Genomic DNA, 26,305 nt, shown 5'->3' with positions numbered 1-26,305 from the left:
CGAGCAAGCCCGCTCCCACATTTGGTTTTGTGTAGGGCTTGGGTTACTCAGTAGTCGTCGCCACGCGCCGTCACATCCCGCTCCACCGGCTCGGCATTCGGGTCATACCCCACCGGGAACTTGCCTTTGAGCGTCCAGGCAAACGCAATAATCTCCGCCACCGTGCGGTATAACTCCTCCGGAATGCTGTCCCCCAATTCCATGCGCGCCAGCAGCTTCACCAGCTCGGCGTTTTCATAAATCGGTACTTCATTTTCCCGTGCCAGCTTCAAAATGGCTTCGGCCAGGGCATCGTCGCCCTTGGCGGTCAGGGTGGGCGCTTGCTGGCCGTCGTATTTGAGGGCAATGGCTTGGCGCGGCGGGCTTTGGTTCTTCATGCGGTTTCATCCACCCAGCGTTGCTCCAGCCCGGTTCGCGGCCCGCGCGGCGGGGTGCCGAGGTGGCAATCCAGGTCGCCCACGTTGATGCCCGAGGTCACCAACCGTTCGCGCAGGCTGCCCAAGTGGCTTTCGATCAGGCTGGCGGTAAACGCCCGTGTCGCCCACAGCTGGCTGGAGAGTTTGCCCTGGGTCAATTGCGCCTGAACCTGCAATGGTCCCAGCGGCTCCATGTCGAAGGCCAGTTCGACGCGCCAGAGCATCTGCTTGGGGTCTTTCTGGGTTTTGCGTTCGGGCTGGTCCTTGTCCGGCGCCGGCTCCTCGCGCTGGAACTTGACCTGCAGCGGCACGATGTCCTGCAAGGTGCGCATGGGGATTTCCAGCTGCCAGGTGGTTTGCAGGCGGCCATCGGCGGTGGTGCCGGTTTGTTCCAGGCTCGACAACTGGTGGCTTTGCAGGCGGGAAATCGCGGCGGCGGCCAGGCGCAGCAGGTTTTCCAGGTCGCCTTCGCCTTCGAGTTTTGCCATCAACCGATCGGGCAGCGGGAAACCTGCGGGCGCCGGGCGGGCGCTGATCTGGCCCAGTGTGCTCAACGGGTTACGCACAAAGTTGGGCAACACCTGGGCCAGGGTATTCGCAGCAAGAATGGCATTCAGGTTGGTGCCGGCGGGCAGGGCGGGCAACAAGTCCGCGACCAGTCGCAGCAGCGCGCCTTTCATGTCCAGCGGCGGTATCTGCGGGTTTTGCCCGGCGAGTAATTTGGCTTCAAGAAACACGCCGCTGTTCTGGATCACTTGCGCCAGCACCTTCGGGTTGCTCACCTGGGCCAGGTCGGGCAGGGCGGCGAGCAAGCGGTCGGCGGCGGCGCGCAGGTCGGCGGAGGTGGTGTCGTCGGCGGGCAGGTTCTGGATGGCAGTGAACACGGCGTCCAGTGAACCTTGGCGGCTTTGCTGGGTGGCCAACTGTTGGCTCACCGCCAGCTGATCCTGACGGCCGCTCAACGGCACGAAATTCAGAGTCTGCGCATTCTGTACCACGGCACTGAGCAAGCTGCCGACACGCAGCGGTTGCGGGCTTTCGACGGTCAGCGTCGCGCCGGCCATGGCATTGGTCAACACGGTCACCAACGAGCGGTAGATCGCCGGCTGCGTGGTGCCCTGAGGCAGCATCTGGGTGGTCAGCACCTTGGCTTGCAACAGCGTGCCCACCGGCATTTGCGTGGTGTCGATGCGGGTGAGGGCGGCCACGTTGGCGCTTAAGGCTTGCTGCAGGCTGATGGTCAGGTTGCCGGTGGGCGTCTGGCTGACTGCCACATTGCTGCCCAGTGGCAACGGTTGGGCGCTGCTGGCCTGAACCAGTGTCTGGCGGCCTCCTTCGAGGGTCAGCTTGAGCAACAACTGAAAGGCATCGCCGCCCTGTTTAAGCGCGATGACCTCGGCGTTTACGGTTTTTCCCGGGTCGATCAGGCCTGTCTGCGGCTCCAGCAGTTTGAGCAGCTCGCCGGTCGGCGGCAGCGGGGCAGGCCCGGCCACTGGAGCGGGAGGCAGCGGAGGAAGGTTGATTTCACCGGTCATCGTGCGCGTCGTCTCGGGGGAAATTGCCCTCTTTAGAGTAGGGCATCACATGTATAATGCCGCCCGTCTGCAACGAGAGCGGTAAAAACCTCACAACTATTTGATCCAGCTCTCTAAAATCGGTCGCCAAAGCCGTTATTGTGCTTTTCTCTATAACGGCTGCTGCACCGCCGACTTGAACCGTAAAGGCCCGCGATCTTTTGACCAGCCCTCTTCTTGAAGCCGTAGCGCTCTCCTGTGAACGCGACCTGCGCCTGCTGTTCGAGCACCTCGAGCTGCGGCTGACGGGCGGCGACATGGTGCAAGTCAGCGGCCCCAATGGCAGCGGCAAGACCAGTTTGCTGCGCCTGCTGGCCGGGTTGATGCAGCCGACGGCCGGTGAGGTGCGACTCAACGGCAAACCCTTGAGCGAGCAGCGCACCGAACTCGCACGCAACCTGATCTGGATCGGCCACGCCGCCGGCATCAAGGACGTGCTCACACCGGAAGAAAACCTTAGCTGGCTCAGCGCCCTGCATCACCCGGCTTCCCGTGACGCCATCTGGCAAGCGCTGGGCGCCGTTGGCCTCAAAGGGTTTGAAGACGTTCCCTGCCACACCCTGTCCGCCGGCCAGCAGCGTCGCGTAGCCCTGGCGCGTTTGTATTTGCCAGGCCCGCCGCTGTGGATTCTCGACGAACCGTTCACCGCCCTCGACAAACAAGGCGTCGCCCAGCTCGAAGAACACCTGGCCCGGCACTGCGAGAGCGGCGGTTTAGTCGTCCTTACTACTCACCACACGCTGGCGCGCATGCCTGCCGGCTACCGCGACCTGGATTTAGGGCGGTGGTCGGCATGAGTGTCTTCGCCCTGTTGGTCGCCCGCGAAGCGCGGCTGTTGTGCCGTCGCCCGGCCGAGCTGGCCAACCCGCTGGTATTCTTCGCCATCGTCATCGCCCTGTTCCCGCTGGCGGTCGGCCCCGAGACTAAACTGTTGCAAACCTTGTCCCCGGGACTGGTGTGGGTGGCCGCGCTTTTATCGGTTCTGCTCTCGCTGGACGGGCTGTTTCGCAGTGATTTCGAAGACGGTTCCCTTGAACAGTGGGTCCTTTCGTCGCACCCTTTGCCACTTCTGGTACTGGCCAAGGTGCTGGCACACTGGGTTTTTTCCGGCTTGGCGCTAGTCTTGCTCTCGCCGCTGTTGGCAATGATGCTGGGCTTGCCGTTTGAATGCCTGCCCGTGTTGCTCCTGTCTTTGTTGCTCGGTACGCCGGTGCTCAGCCTGTTGGGGGCGGTGGGCGCAGCGTTGACCGTCGGTTTGAAACGGGGCGGCCTGTTGCTGGCCCTGCTGATTTTGCCTTTGTACATCCCGGTGTTGATCCTGGGCAGCGGCGCCTTGCAGGCCGCGCTCATGGGCATGCCGGCGACCGGTTACCTCCTGTGGCTTGGCAGCCTGACCGCCCTGGCGGTAACCCTGACACCCTTTGCTATAGCGGCTGGCCTGAAGATCAGCGTCGGCGAATAATGAGGTCTGGCCAAGCGTTATGTCTTAGCCAGTAAAGACCCTGAGAGCCTCCTGCCAAGACAGGAGGCCACCGTGATGGAAACAGCAATGAACTGGACCTGGTTTCACAAGCTCGGCTCGCCCAAATGGTTTTACGGCATCAGCGGCAAGCTGCTGCCGTGGCTGAGCATCGCTGCCATTTTGCTGATCGGCATCGGCCTGGTCTGGGGCCTGGCCTTTGCGCCGCCGGACTACCAGCAAGGCAACAGCTTTCGCATCATCTATATCCACGTGCCCGCCGCCATGCTGGCCCAGTCCTGCTATGTGATGATGGCGGTGTGCGGCGTGGTTGGCCTGGTGTGGAAGATGAAAATCGCCGACGTCGCCCTGCAATGCGCCGCGCCCATCGGCGCGTGGATGACCGCCGTGGCGCTGGTCACCGGCGCCATCTGGGGCAAGCCGACCTGGGGTTCGTGGTGGGTATGGGACGCGCGCCTGACCTCCATGCTGATCCTGCTGTTCCTGTACTTCGGGCTGATCGCGCTGGGCAATGCCATCAGCAACCGCGACAGCGCCGCCAAGGCCTGCGCCGTGCTGGCCATCGTCGGCGTGATCAACATCCCGATCATCAAATACTCGGTGGAGTGGTGGAACACCCTGCACCAGGGCGCCACCTTCACCCTCACCGAAAAACCGGCGATGCCCGTGGAAATGTGGGCGCCGTTGCTGCTGATGGTGCTGGGGTTCTACTGCTTCTTCGGCGCCGTGCTGCTGATGCGCATGCGCCTCGAAGTGCTCAAGCGTGAAGCCCGCGCCAGTTGGGTCAAGGCCGAAGTGCAAGCCTGCCTGGGAGCCCGTGGATGAGCTTTGCGTCTTTCAGTGATTTTCTCGCCATGGGCCATCATGGCCTGTATGTCTGGACGGCCTATGGCATCTGCCTGACGGTGCTGGCCCTCAACGTCGCCGCGCCGATCCTGGCCCGCAAGCGTTACTTGCAACAAGAGGCGCGCCGTTTGCGCCGGGAGACCGATAAGTGAATCCGCTGCGTAGAAAGCGTCTGTTGATCATCCTGGCCATTCTGGCCGGTGTGAGTATTGCCGTGGCCCTGGCGATGAGCGCCCTGCGGGAGAACATCAACCTGTTCTACACCCCGACGCAAATCGCCAGCGGCGAAGCCCCGGTGGGCACGCGCATCCGCGCCGGCGGCATGGTGGAAAAGGGCTCGCTGAAACGTTCGTCCGACTCCCTCGACGTGACCTTCGTGGTCACCGATTTCAACAAAGCCGTGACCATCACCTACCGCGGCATCCTCCCGGACCTGTTCCGCGAAGGCCAGGGCATCGTCGCCCTGGGCAAGCTCAACGCCGACGGCGTGGTGGTGGCCGATGAAGTGCTGGCCAAGCACGACGAGAAATACATGCCGCCGGAAGTCACCAAAGCGTTGAAAGACAGCGGCCACACTGCCCCGACCCCAGCCAAGGAGGGCTAAGCCATGACCTCAGCACTGTTTATTCCCGAGTTGGGCCAGTTGGCGATGATCCTCGCCCTGTGTTTTGCCGTGGTGCAGGCCGTGGTGCCATTACTCGGCGCCTGGCGCGGCGACCGCCTGTGGATGAGCCTGGCGCAGCCAGCCGCCTGGGGCCAGTTTGCGTTTCTGGTCTTCGCGTTTGGCTGTCTGACCTACGCCTTCATGACCGACGACTTTTCCGTCGCCTATGTGGCCAATAACTCCAACAGCGCGTTGCCCTGGTATTACAAGTTCAGCGCGGTATGGGGCGCCCACGAAGGCTCGTTGCTGCTGTGGGCCTTGATCCTCGGTGGCTGGACCTTCGCCGTGTCGGTGTTCTCGCGGCAACTGCCGCAGGTCATGCTGGCTCGCGTATTGGCGGTGATGGGCATGATCAGCATCGGTTTCCTGCTGTTCCTGATCATGACTTCCAACCCGTTCACCCGCATCCTGCCGCAGATTCCGGTGGACGGGCACGACCTCAACCCCTTGCTGCAAGACATCGGCCTGATCGTGCACCCGCCGATGCTCTACATGGGGTATGTGGGTTTCTCCGTGGCCTTCGCCTTTGCCATCGCGGCCTTGCTCGGCGGGCGTCTCGATGCCGCCTGGGCGCGCTGGTCGCGGCCATGGACCATCGTCGCCTGGGCCTTCCTCGGCATCGGCATTACCTTGGGGTCGTGGTGGGCTTACTACGAACTCGGCTGGGGTGGCTGGTGGTTCTGGGACCCGGTGGAAAACGCCTCGTTCATGCCCTGGCTGGTCGGTACTGCATTGATTCACTCGCTGGCCGTCACCGAAAAACGCGGCGTGTTCAAAAGCTGGACGGTGTTGCTGGCCATCGCTGCATTTTCCCTCAGCCTGCTCGGCACCTTCCTCGTGCGCTCGGGCGTGTTGACCTCGGTGCATGCGTTCGCCTCCGACCCGGAGCGCGGCGTGTTCATTCTGATCTTCCTGCTGTTTGTGGTCGGCGGCTCGCTGACCTTGTTCGCCCTGCGCGCGCCCGTGGTCAAAAGCCAGGTCGGCTTCAACCTGTGGTCGCGGGAAACCCTGTTGCTGGGCAACAACCTGGTGCTGGTGGTGGCCGCGTCGATGATCCTGCTCGGCACCCTGTATCCCTTGGTGCTGGATGCGCTGAGCGGCGCCAAACTGTCCGTCGGTCCGCCGTATTTCAACGCGTTATTCATCCCGCTGATGGGCCTGTTGATGGTGGTGATGGCTGTCGGCGTGCTGGTGCGCTGGAAAGACACTCCGGTGAAATGGCTGGCGGGCATGCTGATGCCGGTGCTGCTGGGCAGCGTGGCGTTGGCGGTGATCGCCGGGTTCGCTTATGGCGATTTCAACTGGGCGGTCCTCGCGACCTTCCTGCTCGCCGCCTGGGTGTTGCTGGCCGGTGTGCGTGACATCGTCGACAAGACCCGCCACAAGGGCCTGATCAAAGGCCTGCCAAGCCTGACCCGCAGCTACTGGGGCATGCAAATCGCCCACATCGGCATTGCCGTGTGCGCCCTGGGCGTGGTGCTCTCCAGCCAGAACAGCGCCGAGCGCGACCTGCGCCTGGCGCCGGGTGAGTCCATGGACCTGGCCGGTTACCACTTCATCTTCGAAGGCGCCAAGCACTTCGAAGGCCCGAACTTCACCTCGGACAAAGGCACCGTGCGCGTCGTGCGCAACGGCAAGGAGGTGGCCGTGCTGCACCCGGAAAAACGCCTGTACACCGTGCAAAGTTCGATGATGACCGAAGCGGGCATCGACGCCGGTTTCACCCGTGACCTTTACGTAGCGCTGGGTGAACCCTTGGGTGACGGCGCCTGGGCCGTGCGCGTGCACGTGAAACCGTTTGTGCGCTGGATCTGGTTCGGCGGCCTGCTCACCGGTTTCGGTGGTTTGTTGGCTGCGCTGGACCGGCGTTATCGGGTCAAGGTGAAAAGCCGGGTGCGCGAAGCCCTCGGCCTGCAAGGAGCGCCAGTATGAAGCGTTGGTTGATGGTAGTGCCGCTGGCGGCGTTTCTGGTGGTGGCGGTGTTCCTGTATCGCGGCTTGTACTTGGACCCGGCGGAATTGCCCTCGGCGATGATCGGCAAACAATTCCCGGCGTTTTCACTGCCGACGGTGCAGGGCGACAAGACCCTGACCCAAGCGGATTTGTTGGGCAAGCCGGCGCTGGTCAACGTGTGGGGCACCTGGTGCATTTCCTGCCGCGTTGAACACCCGGTGCTGAACAAGCTCGCCGAAAAAGGCGTGGTGATCTACGGCATCAACTACAAGGATGACAACGCCGCCGCGCTGAAATGGCTGGCGGAATTCCACAACCCGTATCAGCTGGATATCCGCGACGAAGACGGCAACCTCGGCCTGAACCTCGGTGTGTACGGCGCCCCGGAAACCTTCTTTGTCGACGCCAAAGGCGTGATCCGCGACAAGTACGTCGGCGTGATCGACGAAGTGGTCTGGCGCGAACAACTGGCCGCCAAGTACCAGGCCCTGGTCGACGAGGCCAAACCATGAAGCGTCTGTTAGCGGCTGCTGTGCTGGCGCTGGGTCTGGTCGGTGTGGCCCACGCCGCCATCGATACCTACGAATTCGCCAAAGAGGGTGACCGTGAGCGTTTTCGCGAATTGACCAAGGAACTGCGCTGTCCCAAATGCCAGAACCAGGACATTGCCGATTCCAACGCGCCCATCGCCGCCGACTTGCGCAAAGAGATCTTCCGCATGCTGGGGGAGGGCAAGGACAACCAGCAGATCATCGACTTCATGGTCGACCGCTACGGTGATTTCGTGCGCTACAAACCGGCCCTCACCGGCAAGACCGCGCTGCTCTGGTTCGGCCCTGCCGGGCTGTTGCTGGCCGGTGTGGTGGTGATGGCCGTGATCGTGCGCCGCCGCCGCGCCGCGCCGACTGATGGTTCCGACGCGCTATCCCCTGACGAGCGCAAACGCCTCGACCAATTGCTGGACACCAAGACTGATGATTGATTTCTGGCTCGCAGCAGGGTTGCTGCTCCTGATTGCCCTGAGTTTCCTGTTGATTCCTGTGTTGCGCGACCGCCGTGCCCAGCGTGAAGAGGACCGCACCGCGCTGAACGTGGCGCTGTATCAGGAACGCGTCGCCGAGTTGCAAGTGCAGCAGGACGAAGGCGTACTGAACCCCGCGCAACTCGACACCGGCCGCGCCGAAGCCGCGCGCGAATTGCTCGCCGACACCGAAGGTGTGGAAAAACCCCGTGAATCGCGTCTCGGCAAACCACTGCCGTTTCTGGCGGCATTTCTGGTGCCGGTGCTCGGCGTGGCGCTGTACCTGCATTACGGCGCCAGCGACAAGGTCGAGCTGACCCGCGAATTCTCCCAGCCGCCGGTGTCCATGGAAGACATGACCCGCCGCCTGGAACGCGCCGCCGCCGCCCAGCCGGATTCGCCGGAAGGCCTGTACTTCCTCGGCCGCGCCTACATGGCTCAAGACCGTTCGGCCGATGCGGCGAAAATCTTCGAACGCACCGTGGCCCTGGCCGGGCGTCAGCCGGAACTGCTCGGCCAGTGGGCCCAGGCGCAGTACTTTGCCGACAACAAACAGTGGTCGCCCAAAGTGCAGGCGCTGACGGACGAAGCGTTGAAGCTCGATCCGAAGGAAGTCACCAGCCTTGGCCTGCTCGGTATCGCCGCCTTTGAAGGTCAGCGTTACCAAGAGGCCATCGACTACTGGAACCGCCTGCTGGCCCAATTGCCACCAGACGACAACTCCCGCGCAGCGCTGCAAGGCGGTATTGACCGCGCAGCCGAGAAACTCAAGGAAAGTGGCGGCACCGTCGCGCCTCAAAAATCCGCGATGAAAGTGCGTGTGGACCTGAGCGCTGACGTGAAGGCAAAGGCTTTGCCGAGCGACAGCGTGTTCATCTTCGCCCGTGCGGTGAACGGCCCACCGGCACCGCTGGCGGCCAAACGCGTCACCGTCGCCCAGCTGCCGATCACCGTCGAACTGGGCGATAGCGATGCAATGATGCCGCAGTTGAAACTGTCGAACTTCCCCGAAGTCCAACTGGTTGCGCGCATATCCCGGGCCGGTCAGCCGACCACTGGCGAGTGGATCGGCCGCAGCCAACCCTTGGCCAGCAGCACCACTGCACTGCAGCAGCTGACCATCGACAGTCCGGACAAGTAAATCGAGGAAACGCCCATGCCCGCACTCGCACGCATCACCCTGCTCAGCCTGGTACTCGGCCTGAGCGCTTGTGCGGTCCACCGGCCACCCACCGGGCCAACCGGGCCGACCATCCCGCCGTCAGGCCCGTCGACCCAGCCGAGCACCAAACCTTCCGGCCCGGTGACCCCGGCGCCGAAGCCGGTACCAAGCTCCTCGCCGACCTTCGCCCCGCCACCGGGCGCCGCCAGCCACTGGGACGGCAAGATGCAGGTGTATGTGCTGGAAGAACAGCCCGACACCTTCTACCGCCAGCGCACCTACTACCGCTGGAGCAACGGCTGGAGCCGCTCGATCAGCCCGAACGGGCCGTGGGAAGAGACCAACGTGCAAGGCGTGCCGCCGGGGTTGAGCAAGCAATACGCGCAATGACAAAAGGCGACCAATTACAGGTCGCCTTTTTTGCGCTTTGGAATCCAATCTCTCAAACACTGGAGATCAAATGTGGGAGCGGGCTTGCTCGCGAAGGCGGAGTGTCAGCTACTGAATAGGTTGACTGATACACCGCATTCGCGAGCAAGCCCGCTCCCACAGTTTTAATCGCCTTTTGATCCGGAGTTTATGCCAGCTCTTGAGCCCTGCGCGGCGCACCCAGCCAATGGATACACCCCGCAAGCACCCCCAGCATAACCCCAAATTCTACAATTCCCACCCAGCCAAACTGCGCCATCAACCACCCACTCACCGTCGCCCCAATCGCCCCGCCCACAAACGTCGCGGTCATGTACAAACTGTTGATCCGCCCCTGCGCCTTCGGGTCCACCGCAAACGCGCGGGTCTGGTTCGCGACCAACCCTGCCTGCACGCCGATATCCAGCACGATCACTCCCAAAACCAGCAAGATCAGCGAAGTCTGCGCCCCGGCAAGTAACAGAAACGCCAACGTCACAATGCCGACACTGGCCCCGATCACCTTGCGACACCCCACCTTGTCCGCCGCGCGCCCACCGTACGACGCTGCGAACGCGCCCACCGCACCGATAATCCCGAAGCCGCCGGCCCAGGCGCTGCCCAATTGCCATGGCCCATTGGCGAGCAACCCGGCCAGATTCACCCAAAACGCGTTGAAGCATGCCCACAACAAGGCCTGCACCATCATCGATTGACGGATCGGGCTGTTATCGCGCATCAACGGCCACAGTGAAGCCAGCAGGCGAGGGTAGGACAACGTGCTGCTCGGCACCCCAGGCGGCAACAGTTTGGCCGCGATCAACCACACCGGAATCATGAAGGCGGCTTCCATGCCGTACACCGCGCGCCAGCCATACGCCTCACCGACCACGCCGCTGATGGTGCGCCCGAGCAAAATCCCCAGCATGATCCCGCTGACCACCGTGCCCACATTGCGCCCGCGTTCATGGGGCTGGGACATCACCGCCGCAAACGGCACCAGTTGTTGCGGCACGCAACACACGATACCCAAGCCGAATGACGCGCCGATCAGCGCCCAGATGCTCGGCGCAAATGCTGCCGCCAGTGCAAAGCAGAACGCCAACGCGATCTGGCCCAGCACCAGTTTGCGCCGGTCAAAACGGTCGCCCATCGGCAGCAACAGGGCCAGGCCGGTGGCAAACCCCAGCAGTGCCGCGCCCGCCACCAGGTTGACCGTCGACACCGCCACGCCCATGTCCGAAGCAATCAGCGGCAACACGGGTTGAGTGCAATAAATGTTGGTAACCACCGCGCCGGCGATCACCGCCATCATGATGATCTTGCCTCGCGGCGGGTGACTCTCGGCTGTGCTCATGGCGCGCTCCTTAGGGGGCAGGGGAAGAGTGACCAACCTTACGCAGTCGCGTTTATGTCGATAATCCCCTAGGATCGGGAATCATCCTTCCATAATTTGATAGGGCGCCATGAACCGTCTTGAGTCGATGTCAGTGTTCGTTACGGTGGTGGACGCGGGCAGCCTGTCGGCGGCGGCGCGCGCGCTGGACATGCCGCTGGCCACCGTCAGCCGCAAAGTGACGGAGCTGGAAACCCACCTGAACACGCGTCTGTTGCACCGCACCACGCGGCAGCTGTCGCTCACGGACGTGGGCGTTTCCTACCTGGCGGCGTGCCGTCGGATTCTGGAAGAGATTGGTGAGGCGGAGCGTGCGGCAACCGGCGAATATGCCGTGCCCAAAGGCGAGTTGAGGGTGACCGCGCCCATCGTGTTCGGGCGTTTGCACATCGTGCCGGTGGTGGCGCAGTTTCTGGCGCAATACCCCGAGATCAGCGTCAACCTGATGCTCACCGATCGCGTGGTGCATCTGATGGAAGAGCAATGTGATGTGGCCGTGCGCATCGGTGACTTGCCGGACAGTTCACTCAAGGCTGTCAACGTGGGCAATGTACGGCGCGTGGTGTGTGCCAGCCCCGGCTACCTGCAAACCCACGGCGAACCGGCCACGCCGCAGGATTTGGCCGCCCACGACTGCATCACCTTCGACGTGCTGGCCTCGGTGGGGGCCTGGGTGTTTGGAAGTGGCAAATCGCAACAGACCGTGCCGGTGCATTCGCGGCTGTCGGTGAACACCGCGGAAGCCGCGATTACCGCAGCGACGCTGGGCGTCGGCGTGATTCGCGTGTTGTCGTATCAAGTGGCGGATGCGTTGCAAAAGAGCGATCTACAGGTGGTGCTGCAGCCCTACGAATCAGCCGCCTTGCCCATCAGCCTGGTACACAAAGGGCAGGCGCCGCTGCCCTTGAAAGTGCGCGCATTCCTGGATTTCGTAGCCCCGCGCCTGCGTTAATGTACGCGGAACAAATGTGGGCACTGGCTTGTGTGGGAGCTGGCTTGCCTGCGATAGCATTGTGTCAGCCAACTATCTGTCAGCTGACCCACCGCCATCGCAGGCAAGCCAGCTCCCACAGGGGATCACTGTGCTATCAAGCCACGGGACACTCCTGATTCAGCGTTTCATTCACCAACAACTGCGCGATTTCAATCATCTGCACCACCGCCAATACCTGCTTGCGGTTTGAACCTTCCACGCGTTCAGCGCAGTCGTACGCACAGACAGTTGCCGACTCAAGTATCTCGCTGGCGTTGCTCAAGGCAACTTCAGTACTGAGGCCGGGACGGACGGTGAAGATGATGTCGGGTGGGGTTTGATCCGGGGTGGATGACGGGGGATTGGGCGTGACTTTTTTCATGCAGTAAATCTCCATTCAATTGGAGCTCACCACGTCCGCGACCAAGCAGAAGGGTGGCGAGCTGTACGCAGGTTGGTCGACCAGGGAATGGAAACCCGGCAGGGCCTAAGCCCTCCCACGCACAGCTCGCCATAACGCGAACACAATAATGCCGCTTGCGCGGCACTGTGCGCCATTCTAACCCAGGCGACCAAGCCCGATCGCTGATGAGCAGCGACTGCGAGAGGCTAACGGTGGGTTATAGCAACCGCAACCCACAGAGGTTGTAGGAAAGGTCCTGAGTTGTCTGAAGCGACACCAACCCCCTGTGGCGAGGGAGCTTGCTCCCGCTGGACTGCGCAGCAGTCCCAATCCAGTTACCACAATTACCCCTGACACACCGCGCCGGTCGGTTTGGGGCCGCTTCGCAGCCCAGCGGGAGCAAGCTCCCTCGCCACATAAGGTTGCGGTGGCTTTGCAACCTTTCACAAAACCTTCATCAAACCGCCGCCCGGCAGTCATGTGCAAGTAATAGCACTGACACCTGGCGCGCCTACTGTCGTTTGAACTCAAACGCAGCCCTCCCAAGGCTGTTCAAACCAGACAGAGAAGCCCATGACTCACGCTATTCATGTCGATCACTTGAACAAGACCTTTGCGAAGAAATCCGCACTGGTCGACCTCGAACTCACCATTGCTGCCGGTGAGATGGTCGCGCTGATTGGCGCTTCCGGGTCGGGCAAGTCCACGTTGTTGCGTCACTTGGCGGGCCTGGCCTGTTGCGACAAGAGCAACGGCGGCAGCATCAAGGTGCTGGGCCGGGAGGTGCAGGCCAGTGGACGGTTGAATGGCAAAGTGCGGCGGTTGCGTGCGGACATCGGTTACATCTTCCAGCAGTTCAACCTGGTCAACCGCCTGAGCGTGCTCGACAACGTGCTGCTCGGTTGCCTGGGCCGCATGCCGCGCTGGCGTGGCAACCTGGGGTTGTTCAATGCCGAGGAAAAGGCGTTTGCCCTGGAGTCCCTGGCCCGCGTCGGCCTGGCTGACCTGGCCGGGCAGCGCGCTTCCACCTTGTCCGGTGGCCAGCAGCAGCGTGTGGCGATTGCCCGCGCCTTGACCCAGCGCGCCGAAGTGATTCTCGCCGACGAACCCATCGCCTCGCTGGACCCGGAGTCGGCGCGCAAGGTCATGGAGATCCTCGCCGACATCAACCGCCGCGACGGCAAGACCGTGGTGGTGACCCTGCATCAAGTCGATTACGCCATGCGTTATTGCCCGCGTGCCGTGGCCCTTAAAGGTGGGCGCATTCATTTCGACGGGCAGGGCAGCGCCATGAGCAGCCAGTTCCTCAACGATTTGTACGGTGCCGACGTCGACACCAGCCTGATGTTTTCCGACCAGACCCGCCACGCCGAAGCCATGCCCCGGCTGGCCCTGGCGCGCGCTTGAAACCCTACTCACGACCCACAGGAACGCCTTCCATGTTGAACCGTATCGGCCACGTGTTTTTGTCAGCCGCCTTGTTGGCCAGTGTCGCGATGGGCAATGCCTATGCGGCGGATAAAGCCATCAACTTCGGCATCATGTCCACCGAGTCTTCGCAGAACCTCAAGAGCATCTGGCAGCCGTTTCTGGATGACATGCACAAGAAGACCGGCCTGACCATCAACGCCACCTTCGCCTCTGACTACGCCGGCCTGATTCAGGGCATGCGCTTCAACAAGGTCGACGTGGCCTGGCTGGGCAACAAGGCCGCGATGGAAGCGGTGGACCGTTCCAACGGCGAAATCTTCGCCCAGACCGCCGCCGCCAACGGCGCCGCCGGTTACTGGAGCGTGCTGATCGTGCGCAAGGACAGCCCGATCAACAACGTCGACGACATGCTCAAGAACGCCAAGAACCTGACCTTCGGCAACGGTGACCCGAACTCCACCTCGGGCTACCTGGTACCGGGCTACTACGTGTTCGCCAAGAACCATGTGGACGCCGCCACCGCGTTCAAACGCACCCTCAACTCCAGCCATGAAGTGAACGCCTTGAGCGTGGCCAAAGGGCAGTTGGACGTGGCCACCTTCAACACCGAAAGCTGGGACCGCTTGGAAGTGACCCAGCCGGACAAGGCCGCGATGCTCAAAGTGATCTGGAAATCCCCGCTGATCCCCGCTGACCCGATGGTGTGGAGCAAGGCGCTGAGCGACAGCGAGAAGACCAAGATCCGTGATTTCTTCGCCAACTACGGCAACACCGATGAAGAGAAAGCGGTGCTGAAGAACATGCAGCTCGGCAAGTTCCTGGCCTCGAACGACGATCAGTTGCTGCCGATCCGCCAACTGGAACTGTTCAAGCAGCGCACCACCATCAGCGCGGATGACCACCTGGAAGCGGCCGACAAGGCCAAGAAGCTGGCTGACATCGACGCCGACCTGGCGAAGCTGCAACAGCGCATCTCCGAGCTCGACAAGAAAACTGCAGCAAACGGCTAACCCCTGTGGGCCCTGGCTTTTGTGGGAGCCGGGCTTGCCCGCGATGCAGGCAACTCGGTCTGACAGTAAAACCGAGTCGATTCTATCGCGGGCAAGCCCGGCTCCCACATAAACCTTGCTCCCACACTTAGATTGAGGCGATCCAATGACAACCTTGCACGCTGAAGCAGTGGGTAAAAGAACCTGGCCGCAATACCTCGGCTGGGGCCTGTTCCTGCTCCTGCTGGCCTGGGCCTGGCGCGGCGCTGAAATGAACCCGCTGGCGCTGTACCGCGACTCCGGCAACATGGCGACCTTCGCCGCCGACTTCTTCCCGCCGGACTTCCACGAATGGCGCTCCTACCTCACCGAGATGATCGTCACCGTGCAAATCGCCCTCTGGGGCACGGTGTTGGCGATCGTCTGCTCGGTGCCGCTGGGCATCCTTTGCTCTGAAAACATCACCCCGTGGTGGATCCACCAACCGCTGCGCCGTGTGATGGATGCCTTCCGTTCCATCAATGAAATGGTGTTCGCGATGCTGTTCGTGGTCGCCGTCGGCCTCGGTCCTTTTGCCGGCGTTCTGGCCCTGTGGATCAGCACCACCGGCGTGCTCGCCAAGCTGTTTGCCGAAGCCGTCGAAGCCATCGACCCGGGCCCGGTTGAGGGTGTGCGTGCCACCGGCGCCAGCGCCTTGCAGGAAGTGATCTACGGCGTGATCCCCCAAGTGATGCCGCTGTGGGTGAGCTACGCGCTCTACCGCTTCGAAGCCAACGTGCGTTCGGCCACGGTGGTCGGGATGGTCGGTGCGGGCGGTATCGGCGTGATCCTCTGGGAAAACATCCGCGCCTTCCAGTTCGTACAAACCTGCGCGGTGCTGCTGGTGATCATCGTGGTGGTGAGCTGTATCGACGTGCTGTCCCAACGCCTGCGCAAGCAGTTCATCTGACGCCGGAGGGGTGCCCGCGAGGCGCTTTTTTTAAGCATGCAGTTGTCTAGACAAGATGAGCCGGTGTACCGCGAACTTGCGGATATTTTGCGCCGCGAACTGAGCAGCTACAGCGCCGGCGACTTCCTGCCCGGCGAGGTGCACATGGCCGAGCGCTTCGGTGTGAACCGTCACACCCTGCGCCGCGCCATCGACGAGTTGGTGTTCGAAGGCAGCCTGTTGCGCCGCCAGGGCAAGGGCACCCAGGTGCTCGACCGCCCGCTGATTTATTCGATGGGCGCCGAGACCTCCTACAGCCAATCGCTGTCGGCCCAGGGCGTCGGTGTGCAGGCGGTGTTGCTCAAACGCCGCTACTGCTACGCCAGCCGCGACGAAGCCCAGCACCTGGGCATCGCCGAAATGGCGCCGATGATCGAACTGCAAACCCTGCGCAAGCTCGACCACCAGCCCGTCAGCCTGATCCGCCATCGCTACTGCGCCAGCCGCGCGCCGTTGCTGGCCGACTACAACGGCGGCTCGTTGCGCCAGTACCTGCGCGAGCGTGACCTGCCGCTGACCCGCACCCAAAGCCTGATCGGTGCGCGTTTGCCCAACCGTGATGAAGCCGCGCTGCTGATGATGCCTCGGCACTTGCCGGCCCTCACCGTATTCACTCTTTCCTGCGATCGCGACGGCCGCCCGGTGGAGCTGGCGCAGTCCACCAGCCGTTCGGATCGCTTCCAGTACCAAGTGGTGACTTGAATGGAGTCCTCAATGAGCTTGTCCCCGCGTCAACACTGGATCGGCGTGCTCGCCCGCGCCCAACTCAGTGAACTGCAACCCCATGAAGCGGCCTTGAAGGACGCCGACTACCAACTGATCCGCGCCCCGGAAATAGGCATGACCCTGGTGCGTGGCCGCATGGGCGGCAACGGCGCGCCGTTTAACGTCGGTGAAATGAGCGTGACCCGCTGCGTGGTACGCCTGGCCGACGGCCGCACCGGCTACAGCTACCTGGCAGGGCGCGACAAGCTGCACGCCGAGCTGGCCGCCCTGGCTGACGCCCACCTGCAAGGCACGCAGCCAAGCCTGTGGCTCAGCGACCTGATCACCGCGCTGGCCAACGCCCAGGCCGCCCGCCGCACGCAAAAAGAAGCCGACACCGCCGCCACCAAGGTCGAGTTCTTCACCCTGGTTCGAGGAGAAAACTGATGAATGCGCACCTGTTGCAACCGGCGTTCGTCGACCCGGTTCTGGACGCCCAGCGCGGTTTTCGCGCCGCGCTCAAGGCCCTGGCCGAACCGGGTTTGATCCAGTACCTGCCGTCCGCGCCACGCCTGGACGGCCTCGCGCCCGCCACTTACGCCCTGTGCCTGGCCATGCTCGATATGGACACACCGCTGTGGCTGGCGCCGAGTTTTGACACGCCACTGATCCGCGCCAACCTGGCGTTCCATTGCGGCTGCCCGCTGACCACGAAGCGTGAAGACGCCGCGTTTGCGCTGCTCGGCGAACCGGACCTGCTCGACCTCAGCGGCTTCGACCACGGCAACGACCGCTACCCCGACCAGTCTTGCACGTTGATCGTGCAGCTCACTGACCTGGAAGCCGGCCGCGGCCTGCTCTGGCGCGGCCCGGGCATCAAAACCCAGCGCGAGGTGCACCTGCCGGTGCCGCAAGCGTTCTGGCTGGAGCGTCAACGCCGTGAGGCCTTCCCGCGTGGCCTGGACCTGTTGTTCACCGCCGGCAATCACTTGATCGGCCTGCCGCGCAGCAGCCGTGTCGCACAGGAGCGTGCCTGATGTACGTAGCCGTCAAAGGTGGCGAACAGGCCATCGACAATGCCCACCGCCTGCTGGCGAAAAAGCGCCGGGGCGATACCGCTGTTCCTGAACTGAGCGTGGCGCAAATCCGCGAGCAACTGCCGCTGGCCGTGGCGCGGGTGATGACCGAAGGCTCGCTGTTCGATGAAGAACTCGCTGCGCTGGCGATCAAGCAAGCGGCGGGGGATTTGGTCGAAGCCATCTTCCTGCTGCGCGCCTACCGCACCACGTTGCCGCGCTTCAGCCCGAGCCTGCCGATTGATACCTCGCAAATGTCCTTGAGCCGGCGCCTGTCAGCCACGTTCAAGGACGTGCCCGGCGGGCAGTTGCTCGGCCCGACCTTCGACTACACCCACCGCCTGCTGGATTTTTCCCTGCTCGCCGAAGGTGAATACCCCGGCCCGCAGACCACGCCTGAAGCGCGCATTGACGCCTGCCCGCGTGTGCTCGGTTTGCTCGCCAAAGAAGGCCTGATCAAGAACGAAACCGACGACAACGCCAGCATCGCCGACATCACCCGCGACCCGCTGGAATACCCGGCCAGCCGCGCCGAACGCCTGCAAGCGCTGGCTCGTGGCGACGAAGGTTTTCTGCTAGCGCTGGGGTATTCGACCCAGCGCGGCTACGGCCGCAACCACCCGTTTGCCGGTGAGATTCGCATCGGCGACGTGGAAGTGTGGATCGACCCTGAAGAGCTGGGCTTCCCGATTTGCCTGGGCAGCATCGAAGTGACCGAGTGCGAGATGGTCAACCAGTTTGTCGGCTCGGCCACCGAGCTGGCGCAGTTCACCCGCGGCTACGGCTTGGCGTTCGGGCACGCCGAGCGCAAGGCCATGGGCATGGCGCTGGTGGACCGCTCGCTGCGCGCCGGGGAATACAACGAAGAAGTGGTGTCGCCGGCCCAGCGCGAGGAATTCGTGCTGGCCCACTGCGACAACGTCGAGGCGGCGGGTTTTGTCTCGCACCTCAAATTGCCTCACTACGTGGACTTCCAGGCCGAACTGGAACTGATCCGCAAACTGCGCCAACCGGCCGAGGGCACCCGCCATGAATGACTTGACCCAACCGGCCGTGCGCGATGCGGCGTACAACTTCGCCTACCTCGACGAACAGACCAAACGCATGATCCGCCGCGCCTTGCTCAAGGCCGTGGCGATCCCCGGTTACCAGGTGCCGTTTGGCGGTCGCGAGATGCCGCTGCCCTATGGCTGGGGCACCGGCGGCATGCAGTTGACCGCCGCGATCCTGGGGGATGACGACGTGCTCAAGGTCATCGACCAAGGCGCGGATGACACCACCAATGCCGTGTCCATCCGGCGCTTTTTTGCGCGCACCGCAGGCGTCGCCACCACCGAGGCCACGCCGGACGCCACGGTGATCCAGACCCGCCACCGCGTTCCGGAAACCCCGCTGCAGGCCGGCCAGATCATGGTCTACCAGGTGCCGATTCCCGAGCCGTTGCGTTTTATCGAGCCGTCGGAAACCGAGACCCGCACCATGCACGCCCTGAATGATTACGGGGTGATGCACGTAAAACTCTACGAAGACATCGCCACCTTCGGCCATATCGCCACGGCGTATGCCTATCCGGTGATGGTCGACGAGCGCTACGTGATGGACCCCTCGCCGATCCCCAAATTCGACAACCCCAAACTCGACATGAGCCCGGCGTTGATGCTGTTTGGCGCCGGTCGTGAAAAGCGCCTCTACGCGGTGCCACCCTACACCCAGGTCCACAGCCTGGACTTTGAAGACCACCCGTTCGAAGTGCAGAAGTGGGAACACAACTGCGCCATCTGCGGCAGCCATGAATCGTTCCTCGATGAGCTGATTCTCGACGATGCGGGTACCCAGAGTTTCGTGTGTTCCGACACCTGGTACTGCGCCCAACGGGTGAAGGAGAACAACCAGTGAGCCAGCCATTGCTTCAAGTACGCGACTTGTCGTTGCTCTACGGCCCGGAGAAGGGTTGCCAGGGCGTCAGCTTCGATCTTTACCCCGGCGAAGTGCTGGGCATCGTCGGCGAGTCCGGCTCGGGCAAGTCCACCTTGCTCTCGCTGTTGAGCGGGCGTTTGCCGCCGCAGGCCGGCAGCATCGGCTACCGCAGCAAGGACGGCGAATGGCTGGACCTCTACAGCGCCAGCGAAGCCGAGCGCCGCACCTTGCTGCGCACCGAGTGGGGCTTTGTCGAGCAAAACCCGCGTGACGGTTTGCGCATGGGTGTGTCGGCCGGGGCGAATATCGGCGAGCGTTTGATGGCCCAGGGCGTGCGCAATTACGAGCAACTGCGCGGCGCCGGGCTGGATTGGCTGGGCCAGGTGGAAATCGACCCGCAGCGTATTGATGACTTGCCGCGCACGTTCTCGGGCGGCATGCAGCAGCGCCTGCAAATCGCCCGCAACCTGGTCTCCAGCCCGCGTCTTGTGTTTATGGACGAACCCACCGGCGGCCTTGATGTGTCGGTGCAGGCACGCTTGCTCGACCTGCTGCGCGGGCTGGTGCGCGAGCTGGATCTGGCGGTGGTGATCGTCACGCACGACCTCGCCGTAGCACGCCTGCTGGCCGACCGCCTGATGGTGATGCGCCGCTCCCATGTGGTGGAAACCGGGCTGACGGACCAGATCCTCGACGATCCACAGCACCCTTACTCTCAACTGCTGGTGTCTTCGGTATTGCAGCCATGACGAATGCTCTGATTGAGGTCCGTGACCTCTCGAAAACCTTCACCCTGCACCAGCAACACGGCGTGGTGCTCAACGTGCTGCGCGGCGTGGAGTTCAGCGTGCAGGGCGGCGAATGCCTGGTGCTGCACGGCCAGTCGGGCGCGGGTAAAAGCACCTTGCTGCGCACGCTGTACGGCAACTACCTGCCGGCGGGCGGCAGCATTCGTGTGCAGCACGCAGGCGAGTGGCTGGAGTTGGTCGGCGCCGAGCCGCGCGATATTTTGCAGGTGCGTCAGCAGACGCTGGGTTACGTCAGCCAATTTCTGCGGGTGATCCCGCGTGTGGCCTGCCTGGACGTGGTGATGGAGCCCGCACTGGCGCGTGGCTGGTCGAAGGCCAATGCGCAGTCCCGCGCCGAACACTTGCTGACCCGCCTGAACATTCCGCAACGCCTGTGGCAACTGGCGCCCGGCACCTTTTCCGGGGGCGAGCAGCAGCGCGTCAACATCGCCCGTGGCTTCATGGTGGAGTGGCCGGTGATGTTGCTGGATGAACCCACCGCATCCCTCGATGACAACAACCGCCAGGTGGTGCTGGAACTGATGAACGAAGCCAAGACGGCCGGTGCCGCGCTGATCGGCATCTTCCACGACCGCGCCGCCCGTGAAGCGGTCGCCGACCGCCATTTCGACATGACCCCATCGCCTGTTGCCCAAGAGGAATACGCCCATGCCCGTTGAACAAATCCTCAGTAATGCCCGGATCGTCACGGCTGATCGCATGTTCCTGGGCTCGGTGGTGCTGCGCGGCGGCAAGATCGTCGACCTCGCCGAGGGCCGCAGCCACTTGCCCCAGGCGCAGGACTTGGAGGGTGATTTCCTGTTGCCGGGCCTGGTGGAACTGCACACCGACAACCTGGAAAAACACATGACCCCTCGCCCCGGCGTGGACTGGCCGTCGATTTCGGCCGTGCTCAGCCATGACGCACAGATCATTGCGGCCGGTATCACCACGGTGTTCGACGCGGTGTCCATCGGTGATGTGAACCCCAAGGGCAACCGCATGAAGAAACTGCCGGCGATGCTCGATGCCATCGCCTCGGCGGAAGACGCCGGCTTGACCCGTGCCGAGCACCACCTGCACCTGCGCTGCGAGCTGTGCCACCCCGACACCCTCAGCGTGTTCCGCGACCTGGTGGAAAACCCGCTGGTGCGCCTGGTGTCGGTGATGGACCACTCGCCGGGCCAGCGCCAGTTCGTGCTCGAGTCCAAGTACCGTGAGTACTACATGGGCAAGTACCACCTGAACGACGAAACCATGGACGCATTCATCGTGCTGCAAATGGCCAACTCCAAGGAGTACAGCGACCGCTACCGTTCGGCTATCGTCGCCCATTGCGTGGAGCGCGGCTTGTCGGTGGCCAGCCACGACGATGCAACCCTGGCGCATGTGGAAGAGTCGGCGCGCTACGGCATGACCATCGCCGAATTCCCCACCACCGTGGAAGCGGCGCGGGGCTGCCAGGCGCTGGGCATGAAAGTGCTGATGGGCGCGCCGAACGTGGTGCGCGGTGGGTCGCACTCGGGTAATGTGGCCGCCGCCGGCCTGGCCGCCGACGGATTGCTGGATATACTTTCCAGCGACTACTACCCGGCCAGCCTGTTGCAAGCCGCCTTTGTGCTGGCCGACCAGCAGGACGGCGGCGACTTGTCGCGGGCGGTCAAGATGATCAGCCTGGCGCCCGCCCAAGCGGCGGGCCTGCATGATCGCGGTGAAATTGCCGTTGGCCTGCGTGCGGACCTGGTACAGGCCCGTAGCCGCGAAGGGCTTCCTGTGGTGCAACAAGTCTGGCGACAGGCGAAGAGGGTGTTTTGATGGCAGGCAGGTTGATCTATCTCATCGGGCCTTCCGGTTCGGGCAAAGACAGCCTGCTGGACGCTGCGCGCCCACGTTTGGCCGAGCGCGGTTGCCGGATTGTGCGCCGCGTCATCACCCGCTCGGCGGAAGCCGTGGGCGAGGCGGCGCAAGGCGTGAGCCCGGAACAGTTCGCGGTGATGGAAGCCGAGGGCGCGTTTGCCCTCAGCTGGTATGCCAATGGGCTCTCCTACGGCATCCCGCGCGAGATCGACGACTGGCTGGCGGCGGGGGAAGACGTGCTGGTCAACGGCTCCCGCGCGCACCTGGCGCAGACCCGCGAGCGCTACCCAACCTCATTGGCGCTGTTGCTGACGGTGGATCAAGCCGTGTTGCGCCAGCGCCTGATTGCGCGAGGGCGTGAGTCGCTGGCGGATATCGACCAGCGCCTAGCGCGCAATGCGCGTTTCACCGCCGAACTGATTTCGGGCAATGCTGCGGGCTTGTTCGTGCTGGACAACTCCGGCCCGTTGGAACACACCGTCGAGCGCCTGCTGTGCTGCCTTGATCACGGGCACTCGGCATGCGCCTGACCTTGCTCGGCACCGGTGACGCGCGGCAAGTCCCGGTGTACGGCTGTGACTGCCCCGCTTGCGCCTTGGCCCGCCATGACGAACACCTGCGCCGCCGCCCGTGCAGCGCGTTGATCGAATGCGGTGACCAGCGCTGGCTGGTCGACAGCGGCTTGCCCGACCTCACCGAACGCTTCCCGCCGCGCAGCTTCAACGGGATTTTCCAGACCCACTACCACGCCGATCACGCGCAGGGTCTGCTGCACCTGCGTTGGGGCCAGGGGCTGGTGATTCCGGTGCACGGCCCGGCGGACCCGGAGGGGCTTTCAGACCTCTACAAACACCCCGGCATCCTGGATTTCAGCCAGCCGTTCGCCGCGTTTGAAACGCGGCAGTTCGGCGAACTGAGCGTCACCGCGTTGCCATTGCAGCATTCCAAACTGACCCTGGGTTACCTGTTTGAAGGCGAAGGGCGGCGCATCGCCTACCTCACCGACACGGTTGGCCTGCCGCCGGACACCCTCGCCTGGCTGCAGCGCAAACCGCTGGATGTGCTGGTGCTGGACTGTTCCATGCCGCCCCAGCCCCAACCGCCGCGCAATCACAATGACCTGACGCTGGCGTTGCAGAGTATTGAGGACCTGGGGGCTGAGCTGGGTGTGCTGACTCATGTGGGGCATACGCTGGATGCGTGGTTGTTGCAGCATCGGCGCGAGTTGCCCAGCCACGTCACCGTCGGCTGGGACGGCCGTGTGATTTAGCCACGTTCCGGAAGTTACTGCGGTTCAAATGTGGGAGCGGGCTTGCTCGCGAAAGCGGAGGTTCAGTCGATAGATTCAGTGACTGGCACTCCGCTTTCGCGAGCAAGCCCGCTCCCACATTTTGATCTGCTTCGTTCTCAGGTGTACTGGTTCACATCCCGCAAAACAACCGTCGATCAGAGTCACGCATTCTGTGCTTGAGTAAATATAACTCTAGGGTTACTTTTATTCAGGCCAAGCCAAGGAGGCTGGGGTGCAAAGCAGGTTATTGATCAAGGAACTGCAAGAGGCGGGTTGGGTGCTGGATCGGGTTACCGGCAGTCATCATATTTTCACTCACCGTTACAGCCCGTACACGATCCCGGTGCCCCATCCCAAGAAGGACTTGCCGTTGGGCACTGTTCGAAGCATCAAGAAACGCGCCGGCTTGTTTGAGTTTTAAGGAGAGTATCCATGCAATACCCAATCTGTATCGAATGGGGCGATGACTTCACCGCCACCGGCATTCAGATCCCTGACATTCCGGGCGCCGTCACCGCCGGGGACAGTTTTGAAGAGGCGTACAACGCCGCCGTGGAAGTGGCGCACATCATGTTGCAGGAGATTGCGGCAGAGGGTGGGCCGATTCCGATGCCAACGTCAGTCGCCAATCACCACGCCCATGAGGACTACGCGGGCATGGGCTGGGGCATGCTGGAGCTGGACATCTCGCCCTATCTGGGTAAGACCGAGAAGGTCAATGTGACCTTGCCCGGTTATGTGATCCAGCGCATCGACCGCTATGTGCGCGAGCACAAGGTCAAAAGCCGCTCGTCCTTTCTGGCGGATGCGGCGTTGGAGAAGTTGGTGCGTTCGTAACGCGATCCATGTGGGAGCTGGCTTGCCCTGGATCTGCCAGCTCCCACAAGATCCCGTTATGCCACCGCCGGTGCGGCCTGGCGCGAAGCGCTCAGGAAGCGCAACAAGGCCACCAGCGGGAACGCGCTGCCCACCAGCATCACGCCCAGCCAGCCGCCGTGTTCGTACACGCTGCTGGCAATTGCCGAGCCGAAGGCACCGCCGATGAAGATGCTGGTCATGTACAGCGCGTTCAGGCGGCTGCGGCTGTTGGCGTCGAGGGCGTAGATGGCGCGTTGGCCGAGGACCATGTTCATCTGCACGCAGAAGTCCAGGATCACGCCGGTCACCGCCAGGCCGATCACGCTGTACAGCGGGTGCACCAAGGCCGGCAGGAAACTCAAGGCGCCAAACAGCATTGCCAGCAAAGAGGCGCGGTGGGTGTGGCCGGCATCGGCGAGGCGGCCGGCGATTGGTGCGGCAATCGCGCCCAGGGCACCCACCAGCGCAAAGAGCGCGATCTCGCTCTGGCTCAGGCCGTGGTTACGCGCCAGCTCCAGTGGGGCGGCGGTCCAGAACAGGCTGAAGGTGGCAAACATGCAGCCCTGGTAAAACGCGCGCTGGCGCAGTACCGGTTGCTTGCGCAGCAGGGTGCCAAGTGAGCGCAGCAGTTGGCCGTAGCTGGCGCTGTGGTCCGGCTGGCGTTTGGGGATGGTCAGCAGCAACACCACGCTGATAAACGCCATCAGCGCAGCCGCTGCCATGAACATCGCGCGCCAGCCGAAGTGGTCCGCTACTACGCTCGACACAGGTCGAGCCAGCAGAATGCCCAGCAGCAAACCGCCCATGATGCTGCCCACCACACGGCCACGGGACTCGGCGGGCGCCAGGTGCGCGGCCAGCGGGATCAAAATCTGCACCGACACCGAACTGAAACCGATCAACAGCGACACCAGCAGAAACAGGTTCGGCTGTTGGGTGAACGCTGCGCCCAACAAGCTGGCAATGGCAACCACGGTGGTGGTGATCATCAGCTTGCGGTTTTCCAACAGGTCGCCCAACGGCACCAGGAAGAACAGGCCCAGGGCATAACCGATCTGGGTCAGCGATACGATCAGGCTGGCCATCGCCGGGGTCAGGCCGATGTCCGGGGCGATCAATTCGATGATCGGCTGGGCATAGTAAATGTTGGCAACAATGGCGCCGCAGCAGAACGCAAACAGCATCACCATGCCTCGGGTCATGGTGCTCGCAGCGTGTGGGGTAGCGGTCATGGTGTTCTCGTTAAAGCGAAGGAGGAGGGCGTGGCAGAGTAAAGACAACGCCGTGGCCGGGGTAGAGCGCTGACAGTGATATCACTCATGCCGCAAATTAATGACTGAATCGTTAACTTTCGGGTCGAACGGCAATGATACATTCAGCCACAACTGCCGAAACAGGAAATCCACTTTCATGAAAATCACGCTGAACAAGATGATCCTGGCCTCAACCCTTGCCGCCGCCATGGCGATTGGCCTGGCCAACGCCGCCGAAGCCCCGCGCGTCGGCGTGCGCGGCGCCATCACGGCGGTCGACGGTGACGCGATCCACGTCAAGGTCAACAGTGGCGAAGACGTCACCGTGCACCTCACCAAAGACACCCAGGTACGTGCCGTGACCCTGGCCAAAATCGACGAGATCAAGCCCGGCAGCTACATTGGCTCCGCTGCGATGCCCAATGCCGACGGCACCCTGACGGCGCTGGAAGTTCACGTGTTCCCCCCGGCCATGGCGGGTACCGGCGACGGGCACCGCGCGTTTGACTTGAAAGAAGGCAGCAGCATGACCAACGGCACCGTCGGCGACCTGGTGGTCAGCAACGGGCGCACCCTGACCGTCAAATACAAAGGCGGCGAGCAGAAGATCGTAGTACCGGATGATGTGCCGATTGTGAACCTGGAACCGGGGGATCGCAGCTTGCTCAAGGTGGGCACGAAGGTGGTGTTGTTTGCGGCGCAGGCGGCGGATGGGACGGTGACGGCTCAGGCTATCTCGGCGGGCAAGGATGGCGTAACCCCGCCGATGTAAAGTCTGGCGCAGATACAAATGTGGGAGCGGGCTTGCTCGCGAATGCGGAGTGTCAGTCACCGAATCAATCGACTGAACCACCGC

32 protein-coding genes are annotated in these 26,305 nt (G+C 63.0%); 27 read left to right on the top strand and 5 right to left on the bottom strand.

Annotation, left to right across the window (positions count from 1 at the left end; translation table 11 throughout):
- Window positions 1-47 precede the first annotated feature (47 nt).
- The gene (locus AB4P94_RS28570) at window positions 48-377 is read right to left on the bottom strand and encodes an EscU/YscU/HrcU family type III secretion system export apparatus switch protein (protein WP_395608445.1); all 330 of its coding nucleotides are present in this window, start codon (window positions 375-377) and stop codon (window positions 48-50) included.
- Window positions 374-1,951, bottom strand: coding sequence for a flagellar hook-length control protein FliK (locus AB4P94_RS28565; RefSeq protein ID WP_395608444.1), 1,578 nt, complete (start codon window positions 1,949-1,951; stop codon window positions 374-376). The genes AB4P94_RS28570 and AB4P94_RS28565 overlap by 4 nt, the downstream gene beginning before the upstream one ends.
- A gap of 200 nt (window positions 1,952-2,151) precedes the next feature.
- On the opposite strand from AB4P94_RS28565, the gene ccmA reads away from it, so the two are divergent.
- The 10 genes from ccmA to AB4P94_RS28515 all read left to right on the top strand — a co-directional run bounded on the left by ccmA (window position 2,152) and on the right by AB4P94_RS28515 (window position 9,506).
- Window positions 2,152-2,787 carry a cytochrome c biogenesis heme-transporting ATPase CcmA gene (gene ccmA / locus AB4P94_RS28560; RefSeq protein ID WP_395608443.1) on the top strand — a complete coding sequence of 212 codons (636 nt, stop codon included), beginning with the start codon at window positions 2,152-2,154 and terminating at the stop codon, window positions 2,785-2,787.
- Window positions 2,784-3,452 carry a heme exporter protein CcmB gene (gene ccmB / locus AB4P94_RS28555; protein ID WP_078741591.1) on the top strand — a complete coding sequence of 223 codons (669 nt, stop codon included), beginning with the start codon at window positions 2,784-2,786 and terminating at the stop codon, window positions 3,450-3,452. The genes ccmA and ccmB overlap by 4 nt, the downstream gene beginning before the upstream one ends.
- An 87-nt stretch (window positions 3,453-3,539) precedes the next feature.
- On the top strand, window positions 3,540-4,295 hold the full coding sequence (locus AB4P94_RS28550) for a heme ABC transporter permease (protein ID WP_395611398.1): 756 nt from the start codon (window positions 3,540-3,542) through the stop codon (window positions 4,293-4,295).
- Window positions 4,292-4,468, top strand: coding sequence for a heme exporter protein CcmD (gene ccmD / locus AB4P94_RS28545; protein ID WP_016972110.1), 177 nt, complete (start codon window positions 4,292-4,294; stop codon window positions 4,466-4,468). Before AB4P94_RS28550 ends, ccmD begins: the two co-directional genes overlap by 4 nt.
- Window positions 4,465-4,920 (top strand): cytochrome c maturation protein CcmE, encoded by a 456-nt coding sequence (gene ccmE, locus AB4P94_RS28540; RefSeq protein WP_395608442.1) that lies wholly within the window; start codon window positions 4,465-4,467, stop codon window positions 4,918-4,920. The genes ccmD and ccmE overlap by 4 nt, the downstream gene beginning before the upstream one ends.
- 3 nt (window positions 4,921-4,923) lie before the next feature.
- Window positions 4,924-6,912: a heme lyase CcmF/NrfE family subunit gene (locus AB4P94_RS28535; protein ID WP_395608441.1), complete on the top strand. Its 1,989-nt coding sequence runs from the start codon at window positions 4,924-4,926 to the stop codon at window positions 6,910-6,912.
- The gene (locus AB4P94_RS28530) at window positions 6,909-7,445 is read left to right on the top strand and encodes a DsbE family thiol:disulfide interchange protein (protein ID WP_395608440.1); all 537 of its coding nucleotides are present in this window, start codon (window positions 6,909-6,911) and stop codon (window positions 7,443-7,445) included. Before AB4P94_RS28535 ends, AB4P94_RS28530 begins: the two co-directional genes overlap by 4 nt.
- Window positions 7,442-7,915, top strand: coding sequence for a cytochrome c-type biogenesis protein (locus tag AB4P94_RS28525; protein ID WP_056857146.1), 474 nt, complete (start codon window positions 7,442-7,444; stop codon window positions 7,913-7,915). The genes AB4P94_RS28530 and AB4P94_RS28525 overlap by 4 nt, the downstream gene beginning before the upstream one ends.
- Window positions 7,908-9,095 carry a c-type cytochrome biogenesis protein CcmI gene (ccmI, locus tag AB4P94_RS28520; protein WP_395608439.1) on the top strand — a complete coding sequence of 396 codons (1,188 nt, stop codon included), beginning with the start codon at window positions 7,908-7,910 and terminating at the stop codon, window positions 9,093-9,095. The genes AB4P94_RS28525 and ccmI overlap by 8 nt, the downstream gene beginning before the upstream one ends.
- A gap of 15 nt (window positions 9,096-9,110) precedes the next feature.
- Window positions 9,111-9,506, top strand: a complete 396-nt coding sequence (locus AB4P94_RS28515; RefSeq protein WP_395608438.1) for a hypothetical protein — start codon at window positions 9,111-9,113, stop codon at window positions 9,504-9,506.
- Window positions 9,507-9,693: 187 nt separating this feature from the next.
- Here the strand turns inward: AB4P94_RS28515 and AB4P94_RS28510 are convergent, their stop codons facing one another.
- Window positions 9,694-10,881 carry an MFS transporter gene (locus AB4P94_RS28510; protein WP_395608437.1) on the bottom strand — a complete coding sequence of 396 codons (1,188 nt, stop codon included), beginning with the start codon at window positions 10,879-10,881 and terminating at the stop codon, window positions 9,694-9,696.
- Window positions 10,882-10,990: 109 nt separating this feature from the next.
- Between AB4P94_RS28510 and AB4P94_RS28505 the strand changes: the two genes are divergently transcribed.
- The gene (locus AB4P94_RS28505; RefSeq protein WP_395608436.1) at window positions 10,991-11,872 is read left to right on the top strand and encodes a LysR family transcriptional regulator; all 882 of its coding nucleotides are present in this window, start codon (window positions 10,991-10,993) and stop codon (window positions 11,870-11,872) included.
- Between the two features lie 136 nt (window positions 11,873-12,008).
- Here AB4P94_RS28505 and AB4P94_RS28500 read toward each other — a convergent pair whose 3' ends face one another.
- The gene (locus AB4P94_RS28500; protein ID WP_395608435.1) at window positions 12,009-12,275 is read right to left on the bottom strand and encodes a DUF6124 family protein; all 267 of its coding nucleotides are present in this window, start codon (window positions 12,273-12,275) and stop codon (window positions 12,009-12,011) included.
- A 594-nt stretch (window positions 12,276-12,869) separates the two neighbouring features.
- Between AB4P94_RS28500 and phnC the strand changes: the two genes are divergently transcribed.
- The 15 genes from phnC (at window position 12,870) to AB4P94_RS28425 (ending at window position 24,175) form a co-directional block, all read left to right on the top strand.
- Complete coding sequence (phnC, locus tag AB4P94_RS28495; RefSeq protein WP_395608434.1) at window positions 12,870-13,703, top strand: phosphonate ABC transporter ATP-binding protein; 834 nt, start codon at window positions 12,870-12,872, stop codon at window positions 13,701-13,703.
- 32 nt (window positions 13,704-13,735) lie between these two features.
- A complete protein-coding gene (gene phnD, locus AB4P94_RS28490; protein ID WP_395608433.1) occupies window positions 13,736-14,737 on the top strand; it encodes a phosphonate ABC transporter substrate-binding protein in 1,002 nt (333 codons plus the stop codon).
- Window positions 14,738-14,882: 145 nt separating this feature from the next.
- Window positions 14,883-15,665 (top strand): phosphonate ABC transporter, permease protein PhnE, encoded by a 783-nt coding sequence (phnE, locus tag AB4P94_RS28485; protein ID WP_395608432.1) that lies wholly within the window; start codon window positions 14,883-14,885, stop codon window positions 15,663-15,665.
- Between the two features lie 36 nt (window positions 15,666-15,701).
- Complete coding sequence (gene phnF / locus AB4P94_RS28480) at window positions 15,702-16,406, top strand: phosphonate metabolism transcriptional regulator PhnF (RefSeq protein WP_395608431.1); 705 nt, start codon at window positions 15,702-15,704, stop codon at window positions 16,404-16,406.
- A gap of 12 nt (window positions 16,407-16,418) precedes the next feature.
- Window positions 16,419-16,856 (top strand): phosphonate C-P lyase system protein PhnG, encoded by a 438-nt coding sequence (gene phnG, locus AB4P94_RS28475; RefSeq protein WP_395608430.1) that lies wholly within the window; start codon window positions 16,419-16,421, stop codon window positions 16,854-16,856.
- Window positions 16,856-17,446 carry a phosphonate C-P lyase system protein PhnH gene (phnH, locus tag AB4P94_RS28470; RefSeq protein ID WP_395608429.1) on the top strand — a complete coding sequence of 197 codons (591 nt, stop codon included), beginning with the start codon at window positions 16,856-16,858 and terminating at the stop codon, window positions 17,444-17,446. The genes phnG and phnH overlap by 1 nt, the downstream gene beginning before the upstream one ends.
- Window positions 17,446-18,522 carry a carbon-phosphorus lyase complex subunit PhnI gene (locus tag AB4P94_RS28465; RefSeq protein WP_395608428.1) on the top strand — a complete coding sequence of 359 codons (1,077 nt, stop codon included), beginning with the start codon at window positions 17,446-17,448 and terminating at the stop codon, window positions 18,520-18,522. Before phnH ends, AB4P94_RS28465 begins: the two co-directional genes overlap by 1 nt.
- Window positions 18,515-19,381: an alpha-D-ribose 1-methylphosphonate 5-phosphate C-P-lyase PhnJ gene (locus AB4P94_RS28460; protein ID WP_395608427.1), complete on the top strand. Its 867-nt coding sequence runs from the start codon at window positions 18,515-18,517 to the stop codon at window positions 19,379-19,381. Before AB4P94_RS28465 ends, AB4P94_RS28460 begins: the two co-directional genes overlap by 8 nt.
- Window positions 19,342-20,151, top strand: coding sequence for a phosphonate C-P lyase system protein PhnK (gene phnK, locus AB4P94_RS28455; RefSeq protein WP_176159794.1), 810 nt, complete (start codon window positions 19,342-19,344; stop codon window positions 20,149-20,151). The genes AB4P94_RS28460 and phnK overlap by 40 nt, the downstream gene beginning before the upstream one ends.
- On the top strand, window positions 20,148-20,870 hold the full coding sequence (gene phnL, locus AB4P94_RS28450; RefSeq protein WP_395608426.1) for a phosphonate C-P lyase system protein PhnL: 723 nt from the start codon (window positions 20,148-20,150) through the stop codon (window positions 20,868-20,870). The genes phnK and phnL overlap by 4 nt, the downstream gene beginning before the upstream one ends.
- Window positions 20,860-22,005, top strand: coding sequence for an alpha-D-ribose 1-methylphosphonate 5-triphosphate diphosphatase (locus AB4P94_RS28445; protein ID WP_395608425.1), 1,146 nt, complete (start codon window positions 20,860-20,862; stop codon window positions 22,003-22,005). The genes phnL and AB4P94_RS28445 overlap by 11 nt, the downstream gene beginning before the upstream one ends.
- Entirely contained in the window at window positions 22,005-22,577 is a 573-nt protein-coding gene (gene phnN, locus AB4P94_RS28440) for a phosphonate metabolism protein/1,5-bisphosphokinase (PRPP-forming) PhnN (RefSeq protein ID WP_395608424.1), read from the top strand. Before AB4P94_RS28445 ends, phnN begins: the two co-directional genes overlap by 1 nt.
- Window positions 22,568-23,317, top strand: coding sequence for a phosphonate metabolism protein PhnP (gene phnP / locus AB4P94_RS28435; RefSeq protein WP_395608423.1), 750 nt, complete (start codon window positions 22,568-22,570; stop codon window positions 23,315-23,317). The genes phnN and phnP overlap by 10 nt, the downstream gene beginning before the upstream one ends.
- Before the next feature lie 253 nt (window positions 23,318-23,570).
- Window positions 23,571-23,759, top strand: a complete 189-nt coding sequence (locus AB4P94_RS28430; RefSeq protein ID WP_348054556.1) for a type II toxin-antitoxin system HicA family toxin — start codon at window positions 23,571-23,573, stop codon at window positions 23,757-23,759.
- A gap of 11 nt (window positions 23,760-23,770) precedes the next feature.
- On the top strand, window positions 23,771-24,175 hold the full coding sequence (locus tag AB4P94_RS28425) for a type II toxin-antitoxin system HicB family antitoxin (RefSeq protein ID WP_016978509.1): 405 nt from the start codon (window positions 23,771-23,773) through the stop codon (window positions 24,173-24,175).
- A 56-nt stretch (window positions 24,176-24,231) separates the two neighbouring features.
- Here AB4P94_RS28425 and AB4P94_RS28420 read toward each other — a convergent pair whose 3' ends face one another.
- Complete coding sequence (locus AB4P94_RS28420; protein WP_395608422.1) at window positions 24,232-25,428, bottom strand: MFS transporter; 1,197 nt, start codon at window positions 25,426-25,428, stop codon at window positions 24,232-24,234.
- Between the two features lie 178 nt (window positions 25,429-25,606).
- On the opposite strand from AB4P94_RS28420, the gene AB4P94_RS28415 reads away from it, so the two are divergent.
- The gene (locus AB4P94_RS28415; RefSeq protein WP_395608421.1) at window positions 25,607-26,221 is read left to right on the top strand and encodes a DUF5666 domain-containing protein; all 615 of its coding nucleotides are present in this window, start codon (window positions 25,607-25,609) and stop codon (window positions 26,219-26,221) included.
- The last annotated feature ends 84 nt before the right edge of the window (window positions 26,222-26,305 follow it).

The sequence above is a fragment of the Pseudomonas sp. B22129 genome (genome assembly GCF_044218875.1).
Lineage (GTDB): Bacteria > Pseudomonadota > Gammaproteobacteria > Pseudomonadales > Pseudomonadaceae > Aquipseudomonas.
The sequence above is the reverse complement of the archived record's forward strand: the minus strand, read 5'-3'. Positions and strand labels throughout refer to the sequence as shown.